We start from the raw sequence: 20,061 nt of genomic DNA on the forward strand, positions 1-20,061 counted from the left end.
CATCATCGGTTCCGGTCTCGCAATAGGCTGCTCCTGTGACGCACTCGACCGCGCTCTTGACAGACCATTACGAGCTGACCATGCTGCAGGCCGCGCTGGCCGACGGCACGGCGCAGCGCCGCTCGGTGTTCGAGCTGTTCGCCCGCCGGCTGCCGGACGGCCGCCGGTACGGCGTGGTCGCGGGCGTCAACCGCCTGCTGGACGCGCTCGAGCGGTTCCGGTTCGACGAGCAGACGATCGCCTTCCTGGCCGATCGCGGCGTCGTCGACCAGGCTACCCGGGACTGGCTGGCGGAGTACCGGTTCTCCGGCGACATCTCCGGGTACGCCGACGGCGAGATCTTCTTCCCCGGCTCGCCGGTGCTCGTGGTGGAGTCGTCGTTCGCCGAGGCGGTGCTCCTGGAAACCGTTTTCTTGTCGATCCTGAACCACGACTCCGCGGTCGCCTCGGCCGCGTCGCGGATGACCTGGTGGGCGGGTGGGCGGCCCTGCATCGAGATGGGCTCGCGCCGGACCCATGAGGAGGCGGCGGTCGGCGCGGCGCTGGCGGCGTACATCTCAGGGTTCAGCGCGACCTCGAACCTGGAGGCGGCCCGCCGGTTCGGCATCCCGAGCACGGGGACCGCGGCGCACGCATTCACGCTGCTGCACGACCGCGAGGAGGACGCGTTCCGGTCGCAGGTCGACGCGCTCGGTAAGGGTACGACGCTGCTCGTCGACACGTACGACGTCGCGGAGGCGGTCCGGTCCGCGATCGAGCTGACCGGTCCGGAGCTGGGCGCGGTCCGGCTGGACTCGGGTGACCTGCCGTCGCTGGCTGGGCAGGTCCGCGAGCAGCTGGACTCGCTGGGCGCGACGAAGACCCGGATCATCGTGACGAGCGACCTGGACGAGTACCAGATCGCCGCGCTCGCACCGGCGCCGGTCGACGGGTACGGCGTGGGTACGTCGCTGGTCACCGGGTCCGGGTACCCGACCTGCGGGTTCGTGTACAAGCTGGTCGCCCGCGAGGACGCGAGCGGCGAGCTGGTGCCGGTGGCGAAGAAGAGCCCGGACAAGATCTCGATCGGCGGCCGGAAGTGGGCGCTCCGCCGGCGTACGGCGGCCGGGGTCGCGGAGGTCGAACTGATCGGCGTCGGTGAGCAGCCGGTCGACGACGGCGACGACCGCGTCCTTCTGAAGCCGCTCGTCGAGCAGGGCAAGATCGTCGGCCGGACCACTCCGGAGGAGTCGCAGGCGCACCACGAGAAGGTCCGCGACGAGCTCCCCCGCTCCGCCAGCCAGCTCAGCCGCGGCGAACCCGCCATCCCCACCGACTACATCGGCGACTACACCAACAGAAACCCCTTCCGCCCTCGGAGCCACACATGACCACCCCAAGCCACACGGCCGACACGCCCGGCTCGGGCGGCCATGGGGAGTGGTCGCGGGACGCGCCGGCGGATGAGGCCGACGTTCTGATCGCCTTGCGGTTCGCGGAGCGCGCGACCCGGAAGGCGATCGCGGAGGAGCTTGCCGGGACCGTATTGCACACGGGGCAGGAGCTGGTGCTCGCCAAGCTCCTGCACCACGGTTCGCTCCCGGTGGCGCGGCTCGCGAAGGTCCTGGACGTCGAGGTGCCGACGGCAACGAAGACCACTCAGCGGATGGAAGCCGCCGGGCTGGTCCGCCGGGTCCGCAACACCACCGACGCCCGCCAGGTCGGCATCGAGCTCACCGATCGCGGCGTCGAGCTCGCCCACACCGTCCAGGAGATCTACGACCGGGCCGGCCGCCGCGCCCTCGCCCAGCTGTCGCCCGAGGACCGCCGGATCATGCGGAACTTGCTCTGGACGATCAGCATGACCCTCGAGCCGCTGTCATACGAGTAGCTCGTCCGCCTCGGCCGCAGCCTCCCGCGGCGACGGCGGCGACGGCTCTGTCGTGCCGTCCTTCCGCCAGCGGTAGAGACCGATCAGCAGATCGATCACCACGAACGCGGCCAGGCTGAGCCCGAGCAGCGGCAGGAACAACCCGACACCTACCGCGAGGGCGAGCAACCCGACCACAGCGAGCACCGGGATCTCCCGCCACGCGCCACGCCGAGCCGGGCGACCGAACCGCAGCGCGTGACCTCGTGTCGGCCGGCGCAGCCACCACATCCGGTAACCCCAGATCACCGACGCGACGACGGTCCCGGCGACGATCAGCAGCAGGATCTGGTTGACCAGGTCGAACAGCATCCCCATATGCGCGTCGATCCCCCACCGCGACAGCTTCGCCCCGAGCGGATAGTCCTCGAACCGGACGACGTCGACCACCTTCCCCGACATCGGGTCGACCGCGACCGAATCGGCCTGGGTCGGCCAGGCCTTCCCGATCTCGCTGACCACGAACGACGTACCGGCCTTCTTCGGCGCCGCCAGCTCCACCGGCCCGTCCAGCTGGGCGGATCGGGCGGACTGCAATGCCTGGGTCCATTCGTAGACCGCCGGGTCGACCTCGCCGCCGGGGAACGCGTGCCCCTCGTGACCCGCGTGGTCGGCGTCGGTGAGCGCCGTACTGACCGCCGGCGTCTTCCAGTCCACCGCGGCCTTCAGCTCCGTCACGTTCGCGCCGGCGAACCGCGACCAGGTGAGGCCGGTCGCCGACAGGAACAGCATCCCGAGGATCACCCACGTCCCGAGAACTCCGTGCCACGACAACGTACGGCGGCGCGCGCCGCCGGATCGCTCCACCCGCCAACGAGATCCGCTCCGGCGTCCGGTGAACCACAGCACCAGTCCTGCCAGCGCGATCAGCCACAACCACGATGCGGCCAGCTCGCTGTAGTTCCGTCCGGCGTCACCGAGGTGCAGGTTCGCGTGCAGACGCGACAGCCAGGTGCGGAACGGCAACGCGCCACTGGAGCCATAGGCAACCAGCTCCCCGGTGACCTGCGCGTTGCCCGGATTCACGAACACAGCAAGGCGTTCCGACTCCCCCAGCCCGGGTGCGTCGAACAGCACCCGAGTGGTGTCTCCCGGCCCGGCCGCCGGGCAGAATCAGACATGGCTAACCTCTCAGGACGGAGCGTCAACGATCCGAAACACCCAGTCACTGTGGCGTGCGCCTGTTGCCCCCGAAGACCAGCCCGGTTGCCGCCAGATTTCTCTTTGCTCTCCCTTATCCCTGCGTGCTGAGAGGCAGGTACCGGTCCAGGTAGGGGTTGCGGAACTTGCCCGCCGGGTCGTACTTCTCCGCCAGCGTGATGAAGTCCTTCACCTTCGGATAGCGCTCCGCGAGAGTGGCGGCGTCGGCCTCGAAGACCTTGCCCCAGTGGGGTCGCGCGTCCAGTGACGCCAGTCCGTCCTCCAGCGCGGCGACGACCGGGCGGACGACGGTCTCGTCCTGGACCCAGGTGAAGTGCAGGGCGACCGTGTCGCGGCCCTGGCTCGGGCTCAGCCACAATTCGTCAGCGGCGATCGTCCGGACCTCCGACACCTGGATCACCGGCGCGAACTGTTTGCCCAAGGCCCGCAGTACGTCGAACGCCTCGGCGGCCCGCTCGCGCGGTACGAAGTACTCCGACTGCAGCTCGTCCCCGTTGCTCGGTGTGAACTCGAGCCGGAAGTGCGGCAGCCGCTCGTTCCACGGCCCCGCGACGCCGCCCTGCTGGGTCGCGTAATCGGCGGGCATCACCTTGATCGGGTGCCGCGGCCCGTCGGCGAGCGTCGCGCCCAGCCACTCCTGGTCGGGCGTGGTCAGCTCCCGCCGCTTGCGCCACACCATCACGTCCGGGTCCACCCAGTCGGTGAACGCGCTCACGCTGTACGCGCTCCCCATCACCGCGTCGAGGTCCGTCGCGAGCCGCTCCACCGGCAGCCCGTCGTACACCACCTGGCTGATCTGGTACGACGGTTGTACGTCGAGCGTCAGGCTCACGGTCACCCCGAGCGCACCGAGTGAGATGACCGACCCGGCGAAGTCCTCGTCTTCCCGGGTCAACGTGACGAGCTCACCGGAAGCGTCCACGAACGTGATCGCGTTGACCGCGTCCGCCAGCGGCCCGTTGGCGTCACCGGACCCGTGCGTTCCCGTTGAGCACGCACCCGCGACCGAGATGTGCGGCAGCGACCCGAGGTTGTGCAATGCCAGTCCCTGGGCCTGCAGCGCCGCGGTGATCTCGCCGTACCGCAGCCCGGCCGACACCGTGACACCACGGTCGCCGACCTCGATCACCGTCGGCAGGTCGGCGACGCTGACCAACGTGCCGCTGCTGTCGGCAATCCGGTTGAACGAGTGCCCGGTCCCGAGCACTCGCACCTTCTCGGCCGCCGCGACCAGCTCCTGGACTTCCTCGATCGTCCGCGGCCGCTGCAGCTCACTCGCAAAGCTGACGTTCCCCGCCCAGTTCGTCACCCGACTCACGCCTGACCTGCCTCTCCTCGCCACCCGACCCGTCCGCCCGAGCCTCGCACACCAGCACCCGCCCGGCCTCGCCGCGTCCACCCCCCGAACCACCGATCGAGGCCGACCCGTCCCGCCTCCCAGCCCGACCAGCCCAGCCTCCCCCAGCTCGGCGACGGAGCGTGGTTTGATGGCGCCCGATGGTCATCTGTTTCGGTATCGCCGGGTTCTGGTTCCTCGTCTTCGGCGTCAGCTTCCTGCGCGACCGGCGGCTGTTCAAGAACGGGATCTTCCTGGTCCTCACGCTGATGTTCGCCGGTCTCGGGCTGATCTTCGCGGTCGAGACGGTCAGCCAAACCGCGGCCAAGGTGCTGGTGGTCGCAGTCCTGGTCGCGATCCCGCTGACGATAGCGGTGCTCGCGGTGTTCCTGGTGATCAACGGCGTCACGATGCTGCGCCGGGAGCGCCGCCGGCTGTCCAACCTGCTGTCGCTGCTGGTGGGCCTCGGGATCATCGGCTTCGTGATCTTCAGCGTGCTGGTGCAGAAGATCGGCTGGGAACCGCTGGCCGCCGTACGGTCGGTGCTGCTCGGCATCCTGACCTACATCTCGTTCCTGTTCCTCTGCTTCCTGGTGTACGCGTTCGTCTACAGCCGGATCCGCTCGTCGCGGAAGGTGGATTTCGTCGTCGTCCTCGGCTCGGGCCTGATGGGCTCGCGGGTCACACCGTTGCTGGCGAGTCGCCTCGACCGCGCCCAGCAGGTGTACGAGCGGGCGCTCCGCAAGGGCCGCTCGCCGCGGCTCATGACGTCCGGCGGCCAGGGCCCGGGTGAAGATCTGCCCGAGTCGCACGCAATGGCGGCGTACCTGGTCGAACACGGCGTGCCCGACGACCAGATCCTCCGCGAGGACAAGTCGACGACCACCTGGGAGAACCTGACGTTCAGCCGGGACCTGATGGTCGAACTGCGGCCGCAGTACCGCTGCCTGATCGTCACGAACAACTTCCACGCGTTCCGCGCCGCTCTGACTGCCCGCAAGGCGAAGGTCAACGGCCAGGTGGTCGGCTCCCCCACAGCGGCGTACTACTGGCCGACGGCAACCATCCGCGAGTTCGTCGCGATCCTGGCCAGCCACCCCTACATCAACGGTGGCATCTGCCTACTGATCACCCTCACCGCAATCCTGCCCCACTTCTAGACACGACCAGCGAGACTGCGGCTGAGGCGCGTCAAACACAACGGCGACAGGAAGAGCCCCGCGGTCGCGACCAGCAACGCAGTCCGTACGCCGAACACGCCGGCAGCCGCTCCGCCGAGCAGTGCGCCGAGCGGGGTCAGCCCCAGACCGAGGAAGTTGATCGTCGCGACCACCCGCCCCTGAACCGCCAGCGGCGTGACGAGTTGACGGATCGCGACGACCGCCACGTCGACGGATTGGCTCAAGGCGCCGTACAGGATGTTGATCGCGATCAGCGCTGCGACCGTGACCGGACCGGGGCCGTGGAGGGTGGAGGTGATCAGCATGACGAGGTCCGAGATGAGCGCCGCGAACACCACCACGCGCCCGTAGCCGAAACGCTTCGGTAGCCATGCGGACAGCAGCGAGCCGACCAGTACTCCCGGGCCGAACGACGCCATCACCAGCCCGACGACCGCACCGGGCAGGTCGAGCGTGCGCGTCAGGAAGAGTAGGTAGACGGTCGTCAGCGCGGTGAACGAGAACTGGTACACGCAGGTCGCAGCGGCGATCGCCCGCAACGACGCATCTCGTACGACGACGCGCAGCCCTTCACCGATCTGTCGCAGTACGCCGCTCTGCGCGACCGGCGTACTCCGCCGGCTCCGGATGCGGCTGACGGACAGGCTGGAACACGCGTAGAGCACCGCGCCGGCGACCACCGCGATCGGCGCGCCCAGCAGCGACACGAGTCCACCGCCGAACGCGGGGCCGCAGATCTGCGCGGCCGATCGGGTGGTCTCGAGCATACTGTTGCCCTGGGCAAATTGATTCCGCTCGACGAGCTGCGGCAACGAGGCCATGTACGCGACGTCGAAGCAGACGGTGAACAGGCCGACGGTGAAGCCTACGACATACAGGAACGGCAGGCCGAGGCCCATCCCGAACGGTACGGAGGCGAGGGCGACGGCCCGGCCGAGATCGGCGGCGACCAGCACTGTTCTGGACTGCAGGCGGTCGACCAGGACACCAACCGCCAGCGAGAACAACAGGATCGGTAGTCCTTGCACGGCGCGGAGTACGCCGAGTTGCGCGGCACCGGCGCCGAGCGAGGTGACCGCGACCAGCGGGAGGGTCACCTGACCGGCGAAGCTTGCGAATTGCGAGGCGCTCTGGCCGAGCCAGAGCCACCGGAAGTCACGATGCATCCACAGCGACACAGAGTTGTCCCAGGAGTCGGCCCGGGGACCACAGCCCCGGGCAAGGAGGAGCTGCGCCACTCACGCACGCCGGAAACCGGCGCGAACACTGTGCAAGCGGCACGCGATGACGGATGCGTTCAGCGCGTGCCCGGTTGACCGGGCATCCCCAACTCCTCGTGGACCGTCGACTCGACAGTCAGCTTAAAGGTTGCCCACCTGGTGAACCACTCAATTGCCGGTGCTCCCCGGACGCGGCAGACTGCTACAAGTGAGTCACCCGCTGTACATCGAGTTGCTGGGGCCGTTGCGGATTCGGTGGCATGGGACGGAGCTCCCGATCCGGGCGCAGCGGTTGCAGGCGTTGCTCGCCGTACTCGCGCTCCGCGCCAATCAGATCTGCACCGCGTCGGAACTCCTCGACGCGGTCTGGCAGGACAATCCGCCCGGCACGGGCGTGAAGGTGTTGCCGCCGTACATCTACCGGCTGCGACGGACGCTGCCCGAAGACATCCTTACGCATACCTCCGACGGCTACTTGCTGCGGCTCGACGAGGACGCCCTGGACGTCACCGAGTTCGAGAACGCCGTACGCCGCGCCACCGAGCTGCGCGAACGTGGTGAGCTCGATGCGGCGGCAGCCGAGTACCGTACGGCGCTCGCGTTGCACCGAGGCGAACCGCTCGCCGGCCTGCCCGGTCAGTTCCTCGCGGCGCAGCGGCTCCGGCTGGCCGAGCGGCGCGACAAAGTCTTCGGTGAGCGGGTCGACGTCGACCTCGAACGCGGCCGCGCCGCGGAACTCGTGGCCGAACTCGTCCCCGCGGTGGCCGCGCGACCATTCGACGAACGCCTGGCCGGCCAGCTCATGCAGGCCCTGTCCGCCGATGGTCGCCAGGCCGATGCGCTCGACGTCTACAGCCGCACTCGCCAGACCCTGATCGACGAACTCGGCGTCGAACCGGGACCGGCGCTGCGCGAGGTCCATCAGACGATCCTGCGCAACGAGACCACCGCGCAGGTCCGCGACGAGCTCCCGTACGCCGGAGCGACGTTCGTCGGCCGCGACGCCGAACTGGGCCACCTCGCCGACGTCCTCAGCGCAACGGACAGCCAGGCGCCGCCGATTGTCGCGATCGACGGTATGGCGGGCGTCGGCAAGACCGCGCTCGCCGTCAACACCGCCCGCAAACTCGCCCGCCGGTACCCGGACGGCCTGCTCTTCGTCGACCTGCACGGCCACACTCCCGGTCGCCCGCCGCTGGACGTGAAGGCGGCGCTCGACCACCTGCTCCTCGGCGCCGACGTACCAGCGGCGGCCATTCCGCACACCCTGGAGAAGGCCCAGGCCCTGTGGCGTACGACGGTCGAGGGGCGGCGCGTGCTCGTCGTACTCGACAACGCCCTGGACAGTACGACGGTGAACCAGCTGCTCCCGGGATCACCGACGTGCGGCGTACTGATCACCAGCCGCACCCAGCTGACCGGACTCGACGTCCGCGACCGACTGCACCTCGGGCTGCTCGACTCCACCGACGCCACCGACCTGCTCGCAGCCCTCGTCGGCGCGGAACGCGCGACCGCCGACGTTGCTGCTAGCAACGATCTGATCGAGCGTTGCGGCAACCTTCCGCTGGCGCTGCGGATCGCCGGCGCCCGGCTCCGGCACCGGCCGGCCTGGACCGTTGCCCACATCAACCAACGCCTGGACCGCGTCGGCCGTCGGCTGACCGAGCTCACCGCCGACGGGCTCGGTATCGCGGCCGCCTTCCAACTGTCCTACGACCAACTGGCGCCGAAACAGCAGCGGATGTTCCGCCTGCTCAGCGCGCTCCCGGGTCGCGACTTCGACCGGTACGGCGCTGCCGCCCTGGTGGACTGTGCACCCGAAGAGGCGGCCGATCTGGCCGAGTCGCTCGTCGACGCGAACCTGCTGCTCGAACCGACGCCCGACCGGTATCAGTTCCACGACCTGATCCGGGACTACGCGGCCGAGCTGGCCCGCACGACCGACGTCGATCCGGACGTGGCGACGGACCGGCTGCTGGAGTACTACGTGCAGACCGCGAACCATCCGCTGGCGCAGCAGGGAAACGCACCGTTCCTCGAGCTCGGCGACCGGCCACTCGTCGTCGAACTCCCTGCGCTCGACACGATCCGGCAGGCGGTGACCTGGGCCGACGCCGAGGCGGTCAACCTCGCGGCCGCCGTCGAGCAGGCGCTGGCGCGCGGCCGGCTGGAGTACACCTGGCTCGTGGCCCTCGGCTCGATGCGACTGCTGCAACTGCGCGGCTACCGTCAGCAGGAGAAGCAGGTCATCGAGCTCGGCCTGGAAGCGGCCCGGCGGGCGGGCAATCGCCAAGCCGAGGCGCACATGCTGCACGCACTCAGCAGCTACCTGCGAGGGAGGGGAAATACGCAGGGCGCGACCGACGCACTGCGGGAAGCTCTGGAGTTGCTCCCGGACGACGCCGATCCCCGCGTCCGCGGCCGTCTCTACACCAGCCTCGGTCTCGCGATGCAGACCGTGGATCCGTTCGGCGAAGCGCTTCCGGCTCTTCGCAAGGCGGCCGACATCGCCCGGGAGGTCCAGGACGACCTGCTGCTGGGGAGAGCGCTCACCTTCAGCGGACTCGCGCTCAGCAATGCCTGCGAGTACGTCGACGCCGAGCAGAGCTACACCGCCGCGTTGGCGATCCTGCGGCCGCGCGGCGCCTCCGGGCTGCGCGCTGACGCACTGAGCGGGCTCACCACCTGCTACGTGAACTTGGGCCGGCTGGACGAGGCAATGGCCTCTGCCACCGAGGCGCGCGATGTCGCGGTCGAGCTCGAGAGCTCGTTCAGTATCCCGTTCGCCCTCGCGCGGCTCGCACTGGTGAATCGGCTGCAAGGAAACGTGGACACCGCGCTCGCGCAGAGCCGGGAGGCCGTCGCCGTGGCCGAGCACGGCGGCAACGAGCAGGTGCGCTGGTCTGCCCGCCAATCGCTCGGGACCACCCTGCTCGCCGCCGGCGAAACCGACGAGGCGCTGGAATGCTTCGAGTACGTCCATCGCGGTGCCGTCGCCGACCAGAACAACGCCTACATCGTCGGCGCGCTCGAAGGTCTGTCCGACCATGCCGCCGCGGTCGGCGATCCGGCCAAGGCTGCGGCGTACCTGGAAGAGGCGCTGACGATCAGCGACGAGGTCTCGCCCGCGCGCTCGGTCGGGCTGCGCACCAAGCTGACGAACCTGTAGTCAGCGGCGACGCGGCTGCACCAGGCCGGACTCGTACGCGGCGATCACCAACTGGGCCCGGTCGCGGGCGTGCAGCTTGGCGAGCAGGTGCCCGATATGGGTCTTCACCGTGCCGCGCCCGACGTGCAGGTGGTCGCAGATCTCCTCGTTCGACAGGCCGCGCGCGATCAGCGAGAGCACCTCCCGTTCGCGCTCGGTCACGCCGTCGAGACCCGTCAGCGGCGCTTGCCCCGGCTCGGCCAGCCGCGCGAACTCGGCAATCAGCCTGCGCGTGATCGAGGGCGCCAGCAGTCCCTCACCCGCCGCGACGACGTTGATTGCCTGCAGCAACTCCACGGGCGGGACATCCTTCAGGAGGAACCCGCTCGCCCCGGCGCGCAGACCGGCGTACACAGCCTCGTCGAGGTCGAACATGGTCAGGATCAGCACCTTGGTCCCGGCGGTCTCCGGCGCGGCGCAGATCCGCCGGGTCGCCTCGATCCCGTCCAGCCTGGGCATCCGGACGTCCATGAGCACGACGTCCGGCCGCTCGCGCCGCGCGAGCTCGACCGCCTCGATCCCGTCCGCCGCTTCGCCGATCGTCGTCAGCCCGGGCGTGGTGTCGATCAGCACGCGGAAGCTGCCGCGCAGCAACGCTTGGTCGTCCGCGACCAGCACCCGGATCTCACTCATACGGCAGCCGTACGACGACCTCGAAGCCGCCGCCCGCACGCGGCCCGGCATGGTACGAACCGCCGTACACGCTCACCCGCTCCCGGATCCCGATCAGGCCATGTCCTTCCACCACTGCACCTCCCGCGCCATCGTCGGAAACCTCGACCTGTACGGCGTTCGCGCTGCCGGTGATCGTGATGCGGCAGCGGGTGGCGCGGGCGTGTTTGGTGACGTTGGTCAGGCACTCCTGGACGATCCGGTGGACGGTGAGGCCGACGGCCTCCGGCAGCGGTCCTGGTACGTCGACCTGCAGCTCGACCTGGACGCCGGTCGACTCGACCCGGCTCACCAGATCCGGCAGCGCGGCGAGGCCTGCGGGCGGTGCGAGCTCCACCGGCTCGTCGGAGGTCCGCAGCAGGCCGAGCATGTGCCGGAGCTCGATCAGCGCGTCACGGCTCGTCGACTCGATCACCGACAACGCGTCGGACACCTCCTCGGGACGTACCTGCAGGACGTGGTTCGCGACCCCGGCCTTGACCGCGATCAATCCCATGCTGTGCGCAACAATGTCGTGCAGTTCGCGGGCGATCCGCAACCGCTCCGCGGCCACGGCCTGCTCGGCCAACACTTGCGCCGACCGCGCGGCGGCAGCCCGTCGGTCCCGGACGACCTGTCCCAGGATCCAGGCGCCGTACAACGCGGCGATCCCGGTGAGCACGAGCGCGGCGCGGGACTCCCCGGCCGGTGCGCCGGCCACCATGGCGAGGAGCAGTACGACGAAGCCGACGACGCCGGCCAGGCCGATCAGGCGGCGGCTGGACAGCGGGCGGTTCGAGGTCCGGGTGAGCGCGACGACGTACAGGACGTAGGCGGCGGCGAGGAGCGGATCGCGCAGCGCGTCTACTACGACCGCGACCACGGACATCACGGCGACGACGCCGAGCGCCGGGATCGGCCAGATCCGCCGGACCGCGATCGGCAGCGCGAGTCCGATCGCGACGAATCCGGGGCCCGTCGACGACGTAAGGAGGACTAGGACGGCGTACCCGGCCGCGACGACGCAGTCCGCGGCGATCAGCTGTCGCCGGCTCAGTCCGTACTCCACGCACCGAACCTAGCTGAGCCGGCGGACCAGCACCTCGGACCGGAGTCCGACAGCCCGTGGTCCGATGTGCGGTCCGCGGATCCGCGAGAACGTGTCCGGCATGCTGAAACCACTTGCCCTGGCGGCCGGCGCCCTGCTGGTGCTCAACGCCGCCATCACCCCACCAGCCCAGGCGACACAGGCGGCATCAGCTCTCGACTGGGGTGAGTGTCCCGGCGGACCGGGCGGCGTCGGCGTCGAGTGCGCGACCCTGCAGGTGCCGGTGGACTGGAACCGCCCCGACGGCCGGAAGATCACACTGATGGTCGGCCGCCTCCCGGCGACCGGCCCGAAACCCCAAGGATCCGTGCAGGTCAACCTGGGCGGACCGATGGGCATGAACATCGACCTGCTGCGTTCGTACGGCGCCGGGCAGACGTTCGCCGGTCTGCGCCAGACGATGGACATCATCACCTGGGATCTCCGTGGCGGCCCCAACCTCCCCGGCATGAGCACGAACCTGCCGTGCGAATGGACCGGCGTGCGCCAACCGCGAGTGCCGCGCAACCAGACCGAGTTCGACGCGCTCGCTGCTGCCAACCGGGCGATCGCGGAGAAGTGCCAGGCGAAGGATCCGGAACTCTTCGCGGCGATGGACTCGGCGAGCCACGCGCGCGACCTCGAAGCCATCCGGCGCGCGCTCGGCGAGCCGAAGGTGAACTTCTACGGAGCGTCGTACGGCGGCTTCATCGGGCAGGCGTACGCCGGACTCTTCCCGGACCGGGTGCGATCACTGGTCCTCGACGGCACCTGGAACCACAGCACCGACCACTGGGATCGCGAGCTGACCCGGCTCGCGCGCGACGTGCAGACCTTCATGACCCGCTTCTTCGACTGGTGCCGTGGGCAAGAAAATTGCGCCGCGCTGTGGCAGCAGGTGGTGGCGCGGGCGCAGCGTAACCCGTTGCCGGCCGGGAGTACGACGTACGACGGCAACGAGATCCGCTGGACCGGGCTGCGGCTCGCGCGGCTGGGTGAGGCGTCGTACCCGAAGCTGCTGGCCGCGCTCAGGAAGGCTGCGGCGACCGGTGACGCGTCCGGGTTCGTACCGGCGCCGCCGAACGCGCCGTTCCCGTCGGCGCCGTCACCAGGTGTCGTCGAGTGCACGGACTGGCCGCATCCGACCAGCCAACGCCAACTCCAGCAGCAAGTACGGCGCATGGAGGCCGCCGCGCCGTACACCGGGATCGCCGGCACAATCCAGCAGGCGATGCTGAACTGCGTCGGCTGGCCGGTGCCCGTCCGCAATCAACCTGCCGCGCTACCGGACGGCCTGCCGCCACTGTTGATGGCGGGCAACTGGAGCGAGTACGACTCCGCGACGCGGGTCATCGACCAGGTACCGGGCAGCGGGTCGATCTACCACGACGGCCCGGGACACACGCTCTACATGTCCAACGACTGCGCCCGCGCGAAGATCGACGCCTACCTGGCCGATCTCGACGTACCGCCCCGCGGCACCCGCTGCTGAGGTCAGCGGACGCGGATTGAGACCGACGGACTCTTCTGGACGTTGCGGCCGTCGCTGACCTCGAGGTGGTACGACAACGTCTGCCTGCTGGTCAGGCCGGAGTCGGTGATCGAAGTGACGGTCGGCTTCGTCCAGGAGTTCGACGTACGCGACCAGCTGCCGATCCGCGTGCTGCCCCGGTACAGCAGGTAGGTGAGCGTGATGTTGTCGCGGTCGAGCACGGTCGGGAAGGCGATCGTCACCTTGTTCGCCCGCGCGCTGGCGACCTTGGGCGCGGCCGGCCGTGCGGGCGCCGCACCACCCGGAGTGTTCGTGAACCGGGTCAGCCCCTCCTGCGGTACCCCGTTCACCTTGGTGAAGTCACCGCCCGCCCAGAGATCGTTGCCGCCGGACGCGAACGCGAGCGGACCGACGAGGGTCGTGCCGCCCGCGGTCGCGTTCGGGAACCACGGACCGAGCTTTCCGGTGATCGCGCTGTAGACGAGGAAGTGATGCATCCCGGTCTTGTCCGGGAACGCGCCGTCAGCGCTGCAGTCGTGGGCGTGCGAACCCTTGTACAGCCAGTTCCCGATCGCCTTGATCGCCTCGGTCGCGCCCCGGCACTTGCTCTGCCAGAGCAGCTTGCCGGTGGTGGCGTCCGCGGCCAGCACCCCGTCGTAACAGCCCATGCTGAGCGTACCGGCGTTCGACGCGAAGACCTTGTTTCCTTGGACTTCGAGGTCCTTGACCCGGCTGTCGCACTCCTCGGACTTCGGCGGGATCGCGGCCGCAGCGGGCATCGGGAGCGCGGCGCCGGTGGCGGCGTTCACCATCGCCAGCGCGTGCACGTCGCGGCCGCCGATCCGGGTGAAGCCGCCGCCGACGAACGCCCGCTTGCCGTCGGTCGACAGCTCGATCGCGTGCACGTCGTCGTTCGCGTTCGGACTCCACGCAAGCAGCGCACCGCTGTTCAGGCTGACGGCGGCCGCCCGGCCGCGGGTGACCTTGTCCACGGATCCGAACGAGCCGCCGAGGTACACGGTGTCGCTGGAGATCTTCAGCGCCGCGACCCGGTAGTTCACCACCGGGTCCCAGCCGGCCACCAGCTTGCCGCTGGCAACATCGAACATCGCCACCCGCGACCGTGCGGCCCCGTCGACGACGGTGAAGTCGCCGCCGATCACGACCCGCCGGCCGTCCGGAGAGGTCGCGACGCTCCACACCGGCCCGTTGACCTGCGGCGCGAACCGGGTCGGTACGCCGGTGGACCGGTCGAACACCGCGAAGTACTTCCGCGCCACGTCCCCGACCCCGCGAGCCTTCCCCGGCGGCCGCACCCGAGTGAACAGACCGCCCGCGAAGACCAGGTTCCCCGCGACGGCGACCGTGTTCACACTCGCGTTCGTCTGCCAGGACGGCTGCTGCACCGACGACAGCGCGGACCCGAACCCGCGCGGCGCGCTGGCGGCCGCCCCATCAGTAGCTGCCTGAACAGCGGGACCGGACGGAATCAGGGCGGCGGCGCCCACCGCCGCAGCGGTGACGACAGCCAGAACGGCCTTCTTCATGAGCAAACCCCCAAGGGCCCGCTCCGGCGGAAGATGCCGACCCCATGATTCGATGACAATGCGCACTCAAACGATAACTGTCGGCACACGCACCCCGTGGCTCGGGGTCATCGGCGGCCGGGGCGGCAGCCGGCCAGGGTGTTCGTGCCGGTGCCACTCACGTGCGGGACCAGGCCGTAGTAGATGCGGGGTGCGCCGTCGAGCGTCAGCGTCGCCTTGCCGTTGGTGACCGGCAACGTCCGAGCCTGCCCGATCGCATCGAGCTCTCGTACGGCGGAACTCGCGGCGACCGTCAGCGGCGTCTTGGTCGGCCACGGGTCGACCCAGACCTCCGGCGCCGGGAAGTGCCAATCGGTGCGCTGGCCGGCCGTGTTCAGGATGTAGCCGTCAGCCCGGTTCCACAGCACGACCGCCGGCCCGTCCGGGGTGTCGAACCACAAGCCGAACGTCTGCGGATCCGCAAACGTCAGCTGCCCACGGAAGACGGCCTGGTCGAGCGCGCGAGCCGCTGTCGCGTACGCCAGCAGCGACGGCTTCGGGCTCAGATCGCGGTTCATGAGGCCGAAGTGGTACTCGACGTTGTCCGGATCGGCGATCTGCGGCATCCCGAGCACACTGTCGTGGAACTGGTACCAGCAGACGCACTTGACGCCCTCGGCTTTGGCCAGCGCCAAACTCAACAGCACGTTCTCCGCGGCGTGGCGATAGGTGTCGTGCCACCAACTGTTGGGCTTGGTCGGCGCGTACGCCTCGGTCAGCCAGATCTCCTTCGCACCGTGCTCGGCCATCAACGCCTTGAGCTGCTTCAGCCCGCCGTAGAAGTTCCAGTAGGTGCCCTCGGCACCGGTGTCCCAGTCGTCGCCCGGTGGGATGTAGTCAGGCGTGAAGTTGCCGCGGCCCGGGTGGTAGGCGAAGGCGTCGATGAGGTCCCACCCGCCCGCGGCGATGAAGTTCTCCACCCATGGTTTGTCCATTCCGGCCAGCCCGTTGTTCATCAGCTTCACGGTGTCGCCGGTGACGGCCCGGCGGTCGAACACCGGCCGCATCACCTTGTCCAGATAGGCCTGTGCGGCATCCCCGGTGTTGAACGGCCGGTTCAGTTCGTTGCCCACCTCGAAGTACGCCGCACCGGCACCGGCCGCCACCGCCAACTTGTCCGCGGCCCACGCGGCCGCCTCAGTGTCGGTCACGGTCAACGACGGCTGCAGTTCGATGTTGTGCCGCATCCCGCGCGCGTCGAACGCGGACGGCGGCAACCCGGGCCCACCGTCGTACGCGATCCGGACCAGGCTGATACCGGCTCGCTGCCACAGGTCGAGGACGGCGTCGGCGCTCGGCCGCTGGAGCCAGGGGTAGTTGGCGATCCCGAACATGCTGTCCGCACCGGCCTGATAGTCGTACGCCGGAAGTACGGCGAAACTGGTCCGTGCGAAGGCCTCGTCGTCGCCGGACCGGACCACCACCTCCGCCAACGCGATCCCACCGGCCGGCGCCGTCAGGTTGAAGGTGTGTTGCCAGGTGCCTGCTGCGGCGACGCTTCCGGTCACGCCCGTCGAGGCCAGTAGCACGCCGTCGAAGCTGCGCATCCACAGCTCGAGGTCGACCGACTTGGCCGCGCCGCCGTTGGCCACCAGCGCGGTGAGCGCCATCGGCGCACCGGCCGACTCGTACAGGTTGAAGTCACTGTTGGTGGTGAGCTCGATCCCGAGCTCCCGCCCGCGGCCGATGGTGGCAGTCGCCGACGGGCGGGTCTCGGAGAAGAAGAAGTCGGCTCGGCTGGTCCAGCCGCCGGCCGGATCGACCACGCCCGGCGAGTGCACCCAGGTCGCGTTCGTCCACGCCTGGCGGGAGCGGTCCAGCAGGAACAGCCCGTGCAAGCTGGAGCTCCAGGTCGACGTGTGCGCGACCCCGACGGTGTCCTCGTACGGGATCCCGCCGCCCGCGTCGCGGACCCACTCGGTGATCGCGATGTAGTCGTCCGGTGCCGTCGGTGCCTGGATCGCGCGGCTGAACAGGAATCCGTCCGGGAGCAGCGTGGCCGGCCCGGTGATCCGCCATTCCAGCCGGGCGTGCGACGTACTGACACTGAACCAGCCAGTGACGGTCGTCGAGCCGGCGGCGGCGTCGAAGGTGTAGTCCATCCGGATCGCCGGCGTACCGTCCGCGAGCGCGCTGAGCGTCGGGGTGCCGCCGGTGGAGGTCAGGACGCCGGAGACGCTGTCCTTGACCTGGAACTTCGAGCCGGCCGACCGCGTGACGCCACCAGCGTCACGGATCGCGAGCCGGCCGCCGGGGCTGGCCAGCAGGCTGATGCCGCCGGCCGTCAGGGTCACGTCACCGGCCGCGGCGAACGCGCTGATCGGGGTCGCTTCGGCGACCAGGACGACGCCGGCCGCGAGCGCCGCGCCGAGCAGGCTGCGGCGGCTGAGGGTGGAGGTCATCGACTACTCCTTCTGATAATGCGCATCTTCAGATTCGCTGGACGGAACATTCCCAGCCTCCAACCTGGACGTCAAGAGGTCATTGCGCTTTCGACTGTGCCTGGGCTATGGTCGCCGCAGTTCGCTGAAGATAGGCATTATCACAACGGAGGAACGATGGCACCGAAACCTCGCCGGGTCACCCAGCGCGAGATCGCCGAGCTCGCCGGCGTCAGCCAGACGACCGTGTCGGTGGTGCTGAACGACCGCGACGGCGGCGGAGTGCGGATCCCCGAGGCGACCCGGGCGCGGGTCAAGAAGGCCATCGAGCAACTGACGTACGTCGCCGACCCGGCGGCCCGCCGCCTGGCCGGGCTGGACAACCAGATCATCGGCGTCTTCACCTACGAGGCCGCGCTGTCGCCCGAGAGCATGGACTTCTACGGGCCGTTGCTGAACGGGATCGAGCGCGCCGCCGAGCGGATCGGCTGGGACCTGCTGTTCTTCACCTCGTCACCGGTGGAGGACGGCACCCGGAGCCTGTTCCACCGCAAGACCCGGCTGCGGCTGACCGACGGCTGCGTGCTGCTCGGTCAGCAGATGGTCGCGTCCGAGCTGGAACGACTGGTCGCGGAACAGTTCCCGTTCGTCGCCATCGGCCGCCGGGACGAGACCGCCGCCGCGGTGCCGTACGTCGCCATCGACTACGTCACGCCGACCACGGCACTGATCGACCAGGCCGCGGCAGCCGGGCATCAGCAGGCGCTCTACGTACACCGCGGCCGGGACACGCCCGCGGCCCGAGACCGTCGCGGTGCCGTCGAGGCCGCCTCCGCGGACGGCCGACTCGCCTTCCTGTTGGTCGGTGAGGAGCGGATCGCCGACCTGCCCCGGCTGGCACAGGCCACCGGCGCGACGGTGATCTTCGCCGAGGACGCGTTCCTGATCGAGGATGTCGTCCACGCGCTGACGGCCGCGGGCGTCGCCGTACCGGACGAGATCTCGGTCGCGGCGCTCGGCGAGGTTCGCGGTCATCGCATCGAGGGCCGGCCGCTCGCGGGCTTCCATGTCCCGAGGGAACAACTCGCGGCCGAGGCGCTCGACCTGCTCCAGCTGCTGATCTCGACCGACCCGCAGGACTGGGCCGACCTCGAGACGCGACGGCACCTCGACTCCGAGGTCGAGCCGGGCGCCACCATCGTCGTACGGACGGAATCGTGATTTCCACTGAGGTCGCGATCATCGGCGGCGGCCTCGGGTCCGTCGCCGCCGCGCTGGCGTTGCTGCAACGCGGCCGGCGCGTGGTGCTGACCGAGGAGTACGCCTGGCTCGGTGGACAGCTCACCTCGCAGGCAGTGCCGCCCGACGAGCACATCTGGGTCGAGCAGTTCGGTGTCACCGCCCGGTACCGCGCACTACGCGAAGGTATCCGCCGCTACTACCGCGACCACTACCCGCTGACCGATGCCGCCCGCATGGATCGCGAGCTGAATCCGGGACGCGGCCGGGTCAGCCGGTTGTGCCACGAGCCTCGCGTGGCCCACGCGGTGATCACCGGACTGCTCGCGCCGTACCGATCGACCGGGCGGCTGACCGTTCTGCAACCCTGCGTCCCCGTCGCGGCCGAGGTGACTGACGGCGTCGTCCGCACGGTCACGGTCGCGGATCCGACGACCGGGGCCGAGACCGTGATCTCCGCCGAGTTCGTCCTGGACGGTACTGAGACAGGCGACCTGCTGCCGCTGACCGGCACGGAGTACGTCGTCGGCGCCGAAGCGCGATCCGACACCGGTGAGCCGAGCGCCGCCGAGGTCGCGGATCCGGCCAACGTGCAATCCATCGCGTGGTGCTTCGTCTTCGACCACGTCGCCGGCGACCACACGATCGCGCGGCCCGACGACTACGACTTCTGGCGTTCGTTCGAGCTGCCGTTCTGGGGCGCGCCGATGCTGTCCTTCGTCGCCCCGAACCCGCGGACGCTGGCGCCGGAAGAGCGGACCATGAACGTCAACCCGGCCGCCGACGCCAGCGGCGACCCGCGGTTCGACGCGGGCGACAACGACCTGTGGCAGTTCCGCCGGATCGCGGCCCGGCAGAACTTCGCCGACGGCTTCTACGACAGCGACATCGTGCTCGCCAACTGGCCGCAGCTCGACTACGTCAGCGGCTCGATCATCGACACCGACGACCGCGCCGTCCATCTTCTCGCCGCGAAGGCGCAGTCGCGGGCGTACGTGTACTGGCTGCAGACCGAGGCGCCCCGTCCGGACGGCGGCCGCGGCTGGCCCGGTCTGCGACTCCGCGGCGACCTGGTCGGCACCACGGACGGCTTCGCGCAAGCGCCGTACATCCGGGAATCGCGCCGGATCAAGGCACTCACCACCGTCCGCGAGCAGGACATCTCGATCAAGGCCCGCGGGTACGACGGTCCGGCCCGGTTCGACGCCTCGGTCGGAGTCGGGATGTACCGGATCGACCTGCACCCCTCCACCGGCGGCGACAACTACATCGACGTCGAGTGCGCACCGTTCGAGATCCCGCTCGGCGCGCTGGTTCCGGCGGCCACCCAGAACCTGGTGCCGGCCGCCAAGAACATTGGCACCACCCACATCACCAACGGCGCCTACCGGCTGCATCCGGTCGAGTGGAACATCGGCGAATCGGCGGGCGAACTCGTGGCGTTCTGCCTCGAGAGCGGCCTGAGCCCGCAGCAGATCGCGACCGACGACACCCTCGTCGACCGCCTCCAGGGCCGGCTGAGCGAGGCCGGCGTCGAACTGCACTGGCCCGAGATCGCCGGCTACTGAGCCCCATCCCCCGCTGTCATTCCCCGCCGTCATCCCCAG

General features: G+C 69.7%; 14 protein-coding genes. 7 read left to right on the forward strand and 7 right to left on the reverse strand.

Annotated elements, in window-relative coordinates:
• The first annotated feature begins 80 nt into the window (after positions 1-80).
• Together ACLJOO_RS27480 and ACLJOO_RS27485 are read left to right on the forward strand one after the other, a co-directional pair.
• Complete coding sequence (locus ACLJOO_RS27480) at positions 81-1,370, forward strand: nicotinate phosphoribosyltransferase (RefSeq protein WP_410790931.1); 1,290 nt, start codon at positions 81-83, stop codon at positions 1,368-1,370.
• A complete protein-coding gene (locus ACLJOO_RS27485; RefSeq protein WP_410790283.1) occupies positions 1,367-1,870 on the forward strand; it encodes a MarR family winged helix-turn-helix transcriptional regulator in 504 nt (167 codons plus the stop codon). Before ACLJOO_RS27480 ends, ACLJOO_RS27485 begins: the two co-directional genes overlap by 4 nt.
• On the opposite strand, the gene ACLJOO_RS27490 is transcribed toward ACLJOO_RS27485, so the two are convergent.
• On the reverse strand, positions 1,859-2,986 hold the full coding sequence (locus ACLJOO_RS27490) for a PepSY-associated TM helix domain-containing protein (protein ID WP_410790284.1): 1,128 nt from the start codon (positions 2,984-2,986) through the stop codon (positions 1,859-1,861). The two genes, ACLJOO_RS27485 and ACLJOO_RS27490, sit on opposite strands and share 12 nt — an antisense overlap.
• Before the next feature lie 157 nt (positions 2,987-3,143).
• Entirely contained in the window at positions 3,144-4,388 is a 1,245-nt protein-coding gene (locus tag ACLJOO_RS27495; RefSeq protein ID WP_410790285.1) for a D-arabinono-1,4-lactone oxidase, read from the reverse strand.
• 179 nt (positions 4,389-4,567) lie between these two features.
• Between ACLJOO_RS27495 and ACLJOO_RS27500 the strand changes: the two genes are divergently transcribed.
• Positions 4,568-5,566: a YdcF family protein gene (locus ACLJOO_RS27500; protein WP_410790286.1), complete on the forward strand. Its 999-nt coding sequence runs from the start codon at positions 4,568-4,570 to the stop codon at positions 5,564-5,566.
• Here the strand turns inward: ACLJOO_RS27500 and ACLJOO_RS27505 are convergent.
• Entirely contained in the window at positions 5,563-6,765 is a 1,203-nt protein-coding gene (locus ACLJOO_RS27505) for an MFS transporter (protein WP_410790287.1), read from the reverse strand. The genes ACLJOO_RS27500 and ACLJOO_RS27505 overlap by 4 nt on opposite strands.
• 250 nt (positions 6,766-7,015) lie before the next feature.
• Here ACLJOO_RS27505 and ACLJOO_RS27510 point away from each other — a divergent pair, with 250 nt between their 5' ends.
• Positions 7,016-9,979: a BTAD domain-containing putative transcriptional regulator gene (locus ACLJOO_RS27510; RefSeq protein WP_410790288.1), complete on the forward strand. Its 2,964-nt coding sequence runs from the start codon at positions 7,016-7,018 to the stop codon at positions 9,977-9,979.
• Here ACLJOO_RS27510 and ACLJOO_RS27515 read toward each other — a convergent pair whose 3' ends face one another.
• Positions 9,980-10,651 (reverse strand): response regulator, encoded by a 672-nt coding sequence (locus tag ACLJOO_RS27515; RefSeq protein ID WP_410790289.1) that lies wholly within the window; start codon positions 10,649-10,651, stop codon positions 9,980-9,982.
• On the reverse strand, positions 10,644-11,738 hold the full coding sequence (locus ACLJOO_RS27520) for a sensor histidine kinase (RefSeq protein ID WP_410790290.1): 1,095 nt from the start codon (positions 11,736-11,738) through the stop codon (positions 10,644-10,646). The genes ACLJOO_RS27515 and ACLJOO_RS27520 overlap by 8 nt, the downstream gene beginning before the upstream one ends.
• A gap of 100 nt (positions 11,739-11,838) precedes the next feature.
• Here ACLJOO_RS27520 and ACLJOO_RS27525 point away from each other — a divergent pair, with 100 nt between their 5' ends.
• Complete coding sequence (locus tag ACLJOO_RS27525) at positions 11,839-13,248, forward strand: alpha/beta fold hydrolase (RefSeq protein ID WP_410790291.1); 1,410 nt, start codon at positions 11,839-11,841, stop codon at positions 13,246-13,248.
• Between the two features lie 2 nt (positions 13,249-13,250).
• Here ACLJOO_RS27525 and ACLJOO_RS27530 read toward each other — a convergent pair whose 3' ends face one another.
• Both ACLJOO_RS27530 and ACLJOO_RS27535 read right to left on the reverse strand, forming a co-directional pair.
• Positions 13,251-14,795, reverse strand: coding sequence for a WD40 repeat domain-containing protein (locus tag ACLJOO_RS27530; protein WP_410790292.1), 1,545 nt, complete (start codon positions 14,793-14,795; stop codon positions 13,251-13,253).
• A gap of 107 nt (positions 14,796-14,902) precedes the next feature.
• Positions 14,903-17,236: a hypothetical protein gene (locus ACLJOO_RS27535; RefSeq protein ID WP_410790293.1), complete on the reverse strand. Its 2,334-nt coding sequence runs from the start codon at positions 17,234-17,236 to the stop codon at positions 14,903-14,905.
• A gap of 156 nt (positions 17,237-17,392) precedes the next feature.
• Between ACLJOO_RS27535 and ACLJOO_RS27540 the strand changes: the two genes are divergently transcribed.
• Both ACLJOO_RS27540 and ACLJOO_RS27545 read left to right on the forward strand, forming a co-directional pair.
• Positions 17,393-18,436 carry a LacI family DNA-binding transcriptional regulator gene (locus ACLJOO_RS27540; RefSeq protein WP_410790294.1) on the forward strand — a complete coding sequence of 348 codons (1,044 nt, stop codon included), beginning with the start codon at positions 17,393-17,395 and terminating at the stop codon, positions 18,434-18,436.
• On the forward strand, positions 18,433-20,022 hold the full coding sequence (locus ACLJOO_RS27545; RefSeq protein WP_410790295.1) for an FAD-dependent oxidoreductase: 1,590 nt from the start codon (positions 18,433-18,435) through the stop codon (positions 20,020-20,022). Before ACLJOO_RS27540 ends, ACLJOO_RS27545 begins: the two co-directional genes overlap by 4 nt.
• The last annotated feature ends 39 nt before the right edge of the window (positions 20,023-20,061 follow it).

It is taken from the genome of Kribbella sp. C-35, assembly GCF_046549195.1.
GTDB lineage: Bacteria > Actinomycetota > Actinomycetes > Propionibacteriales > Kribbellaceae > Kribbella.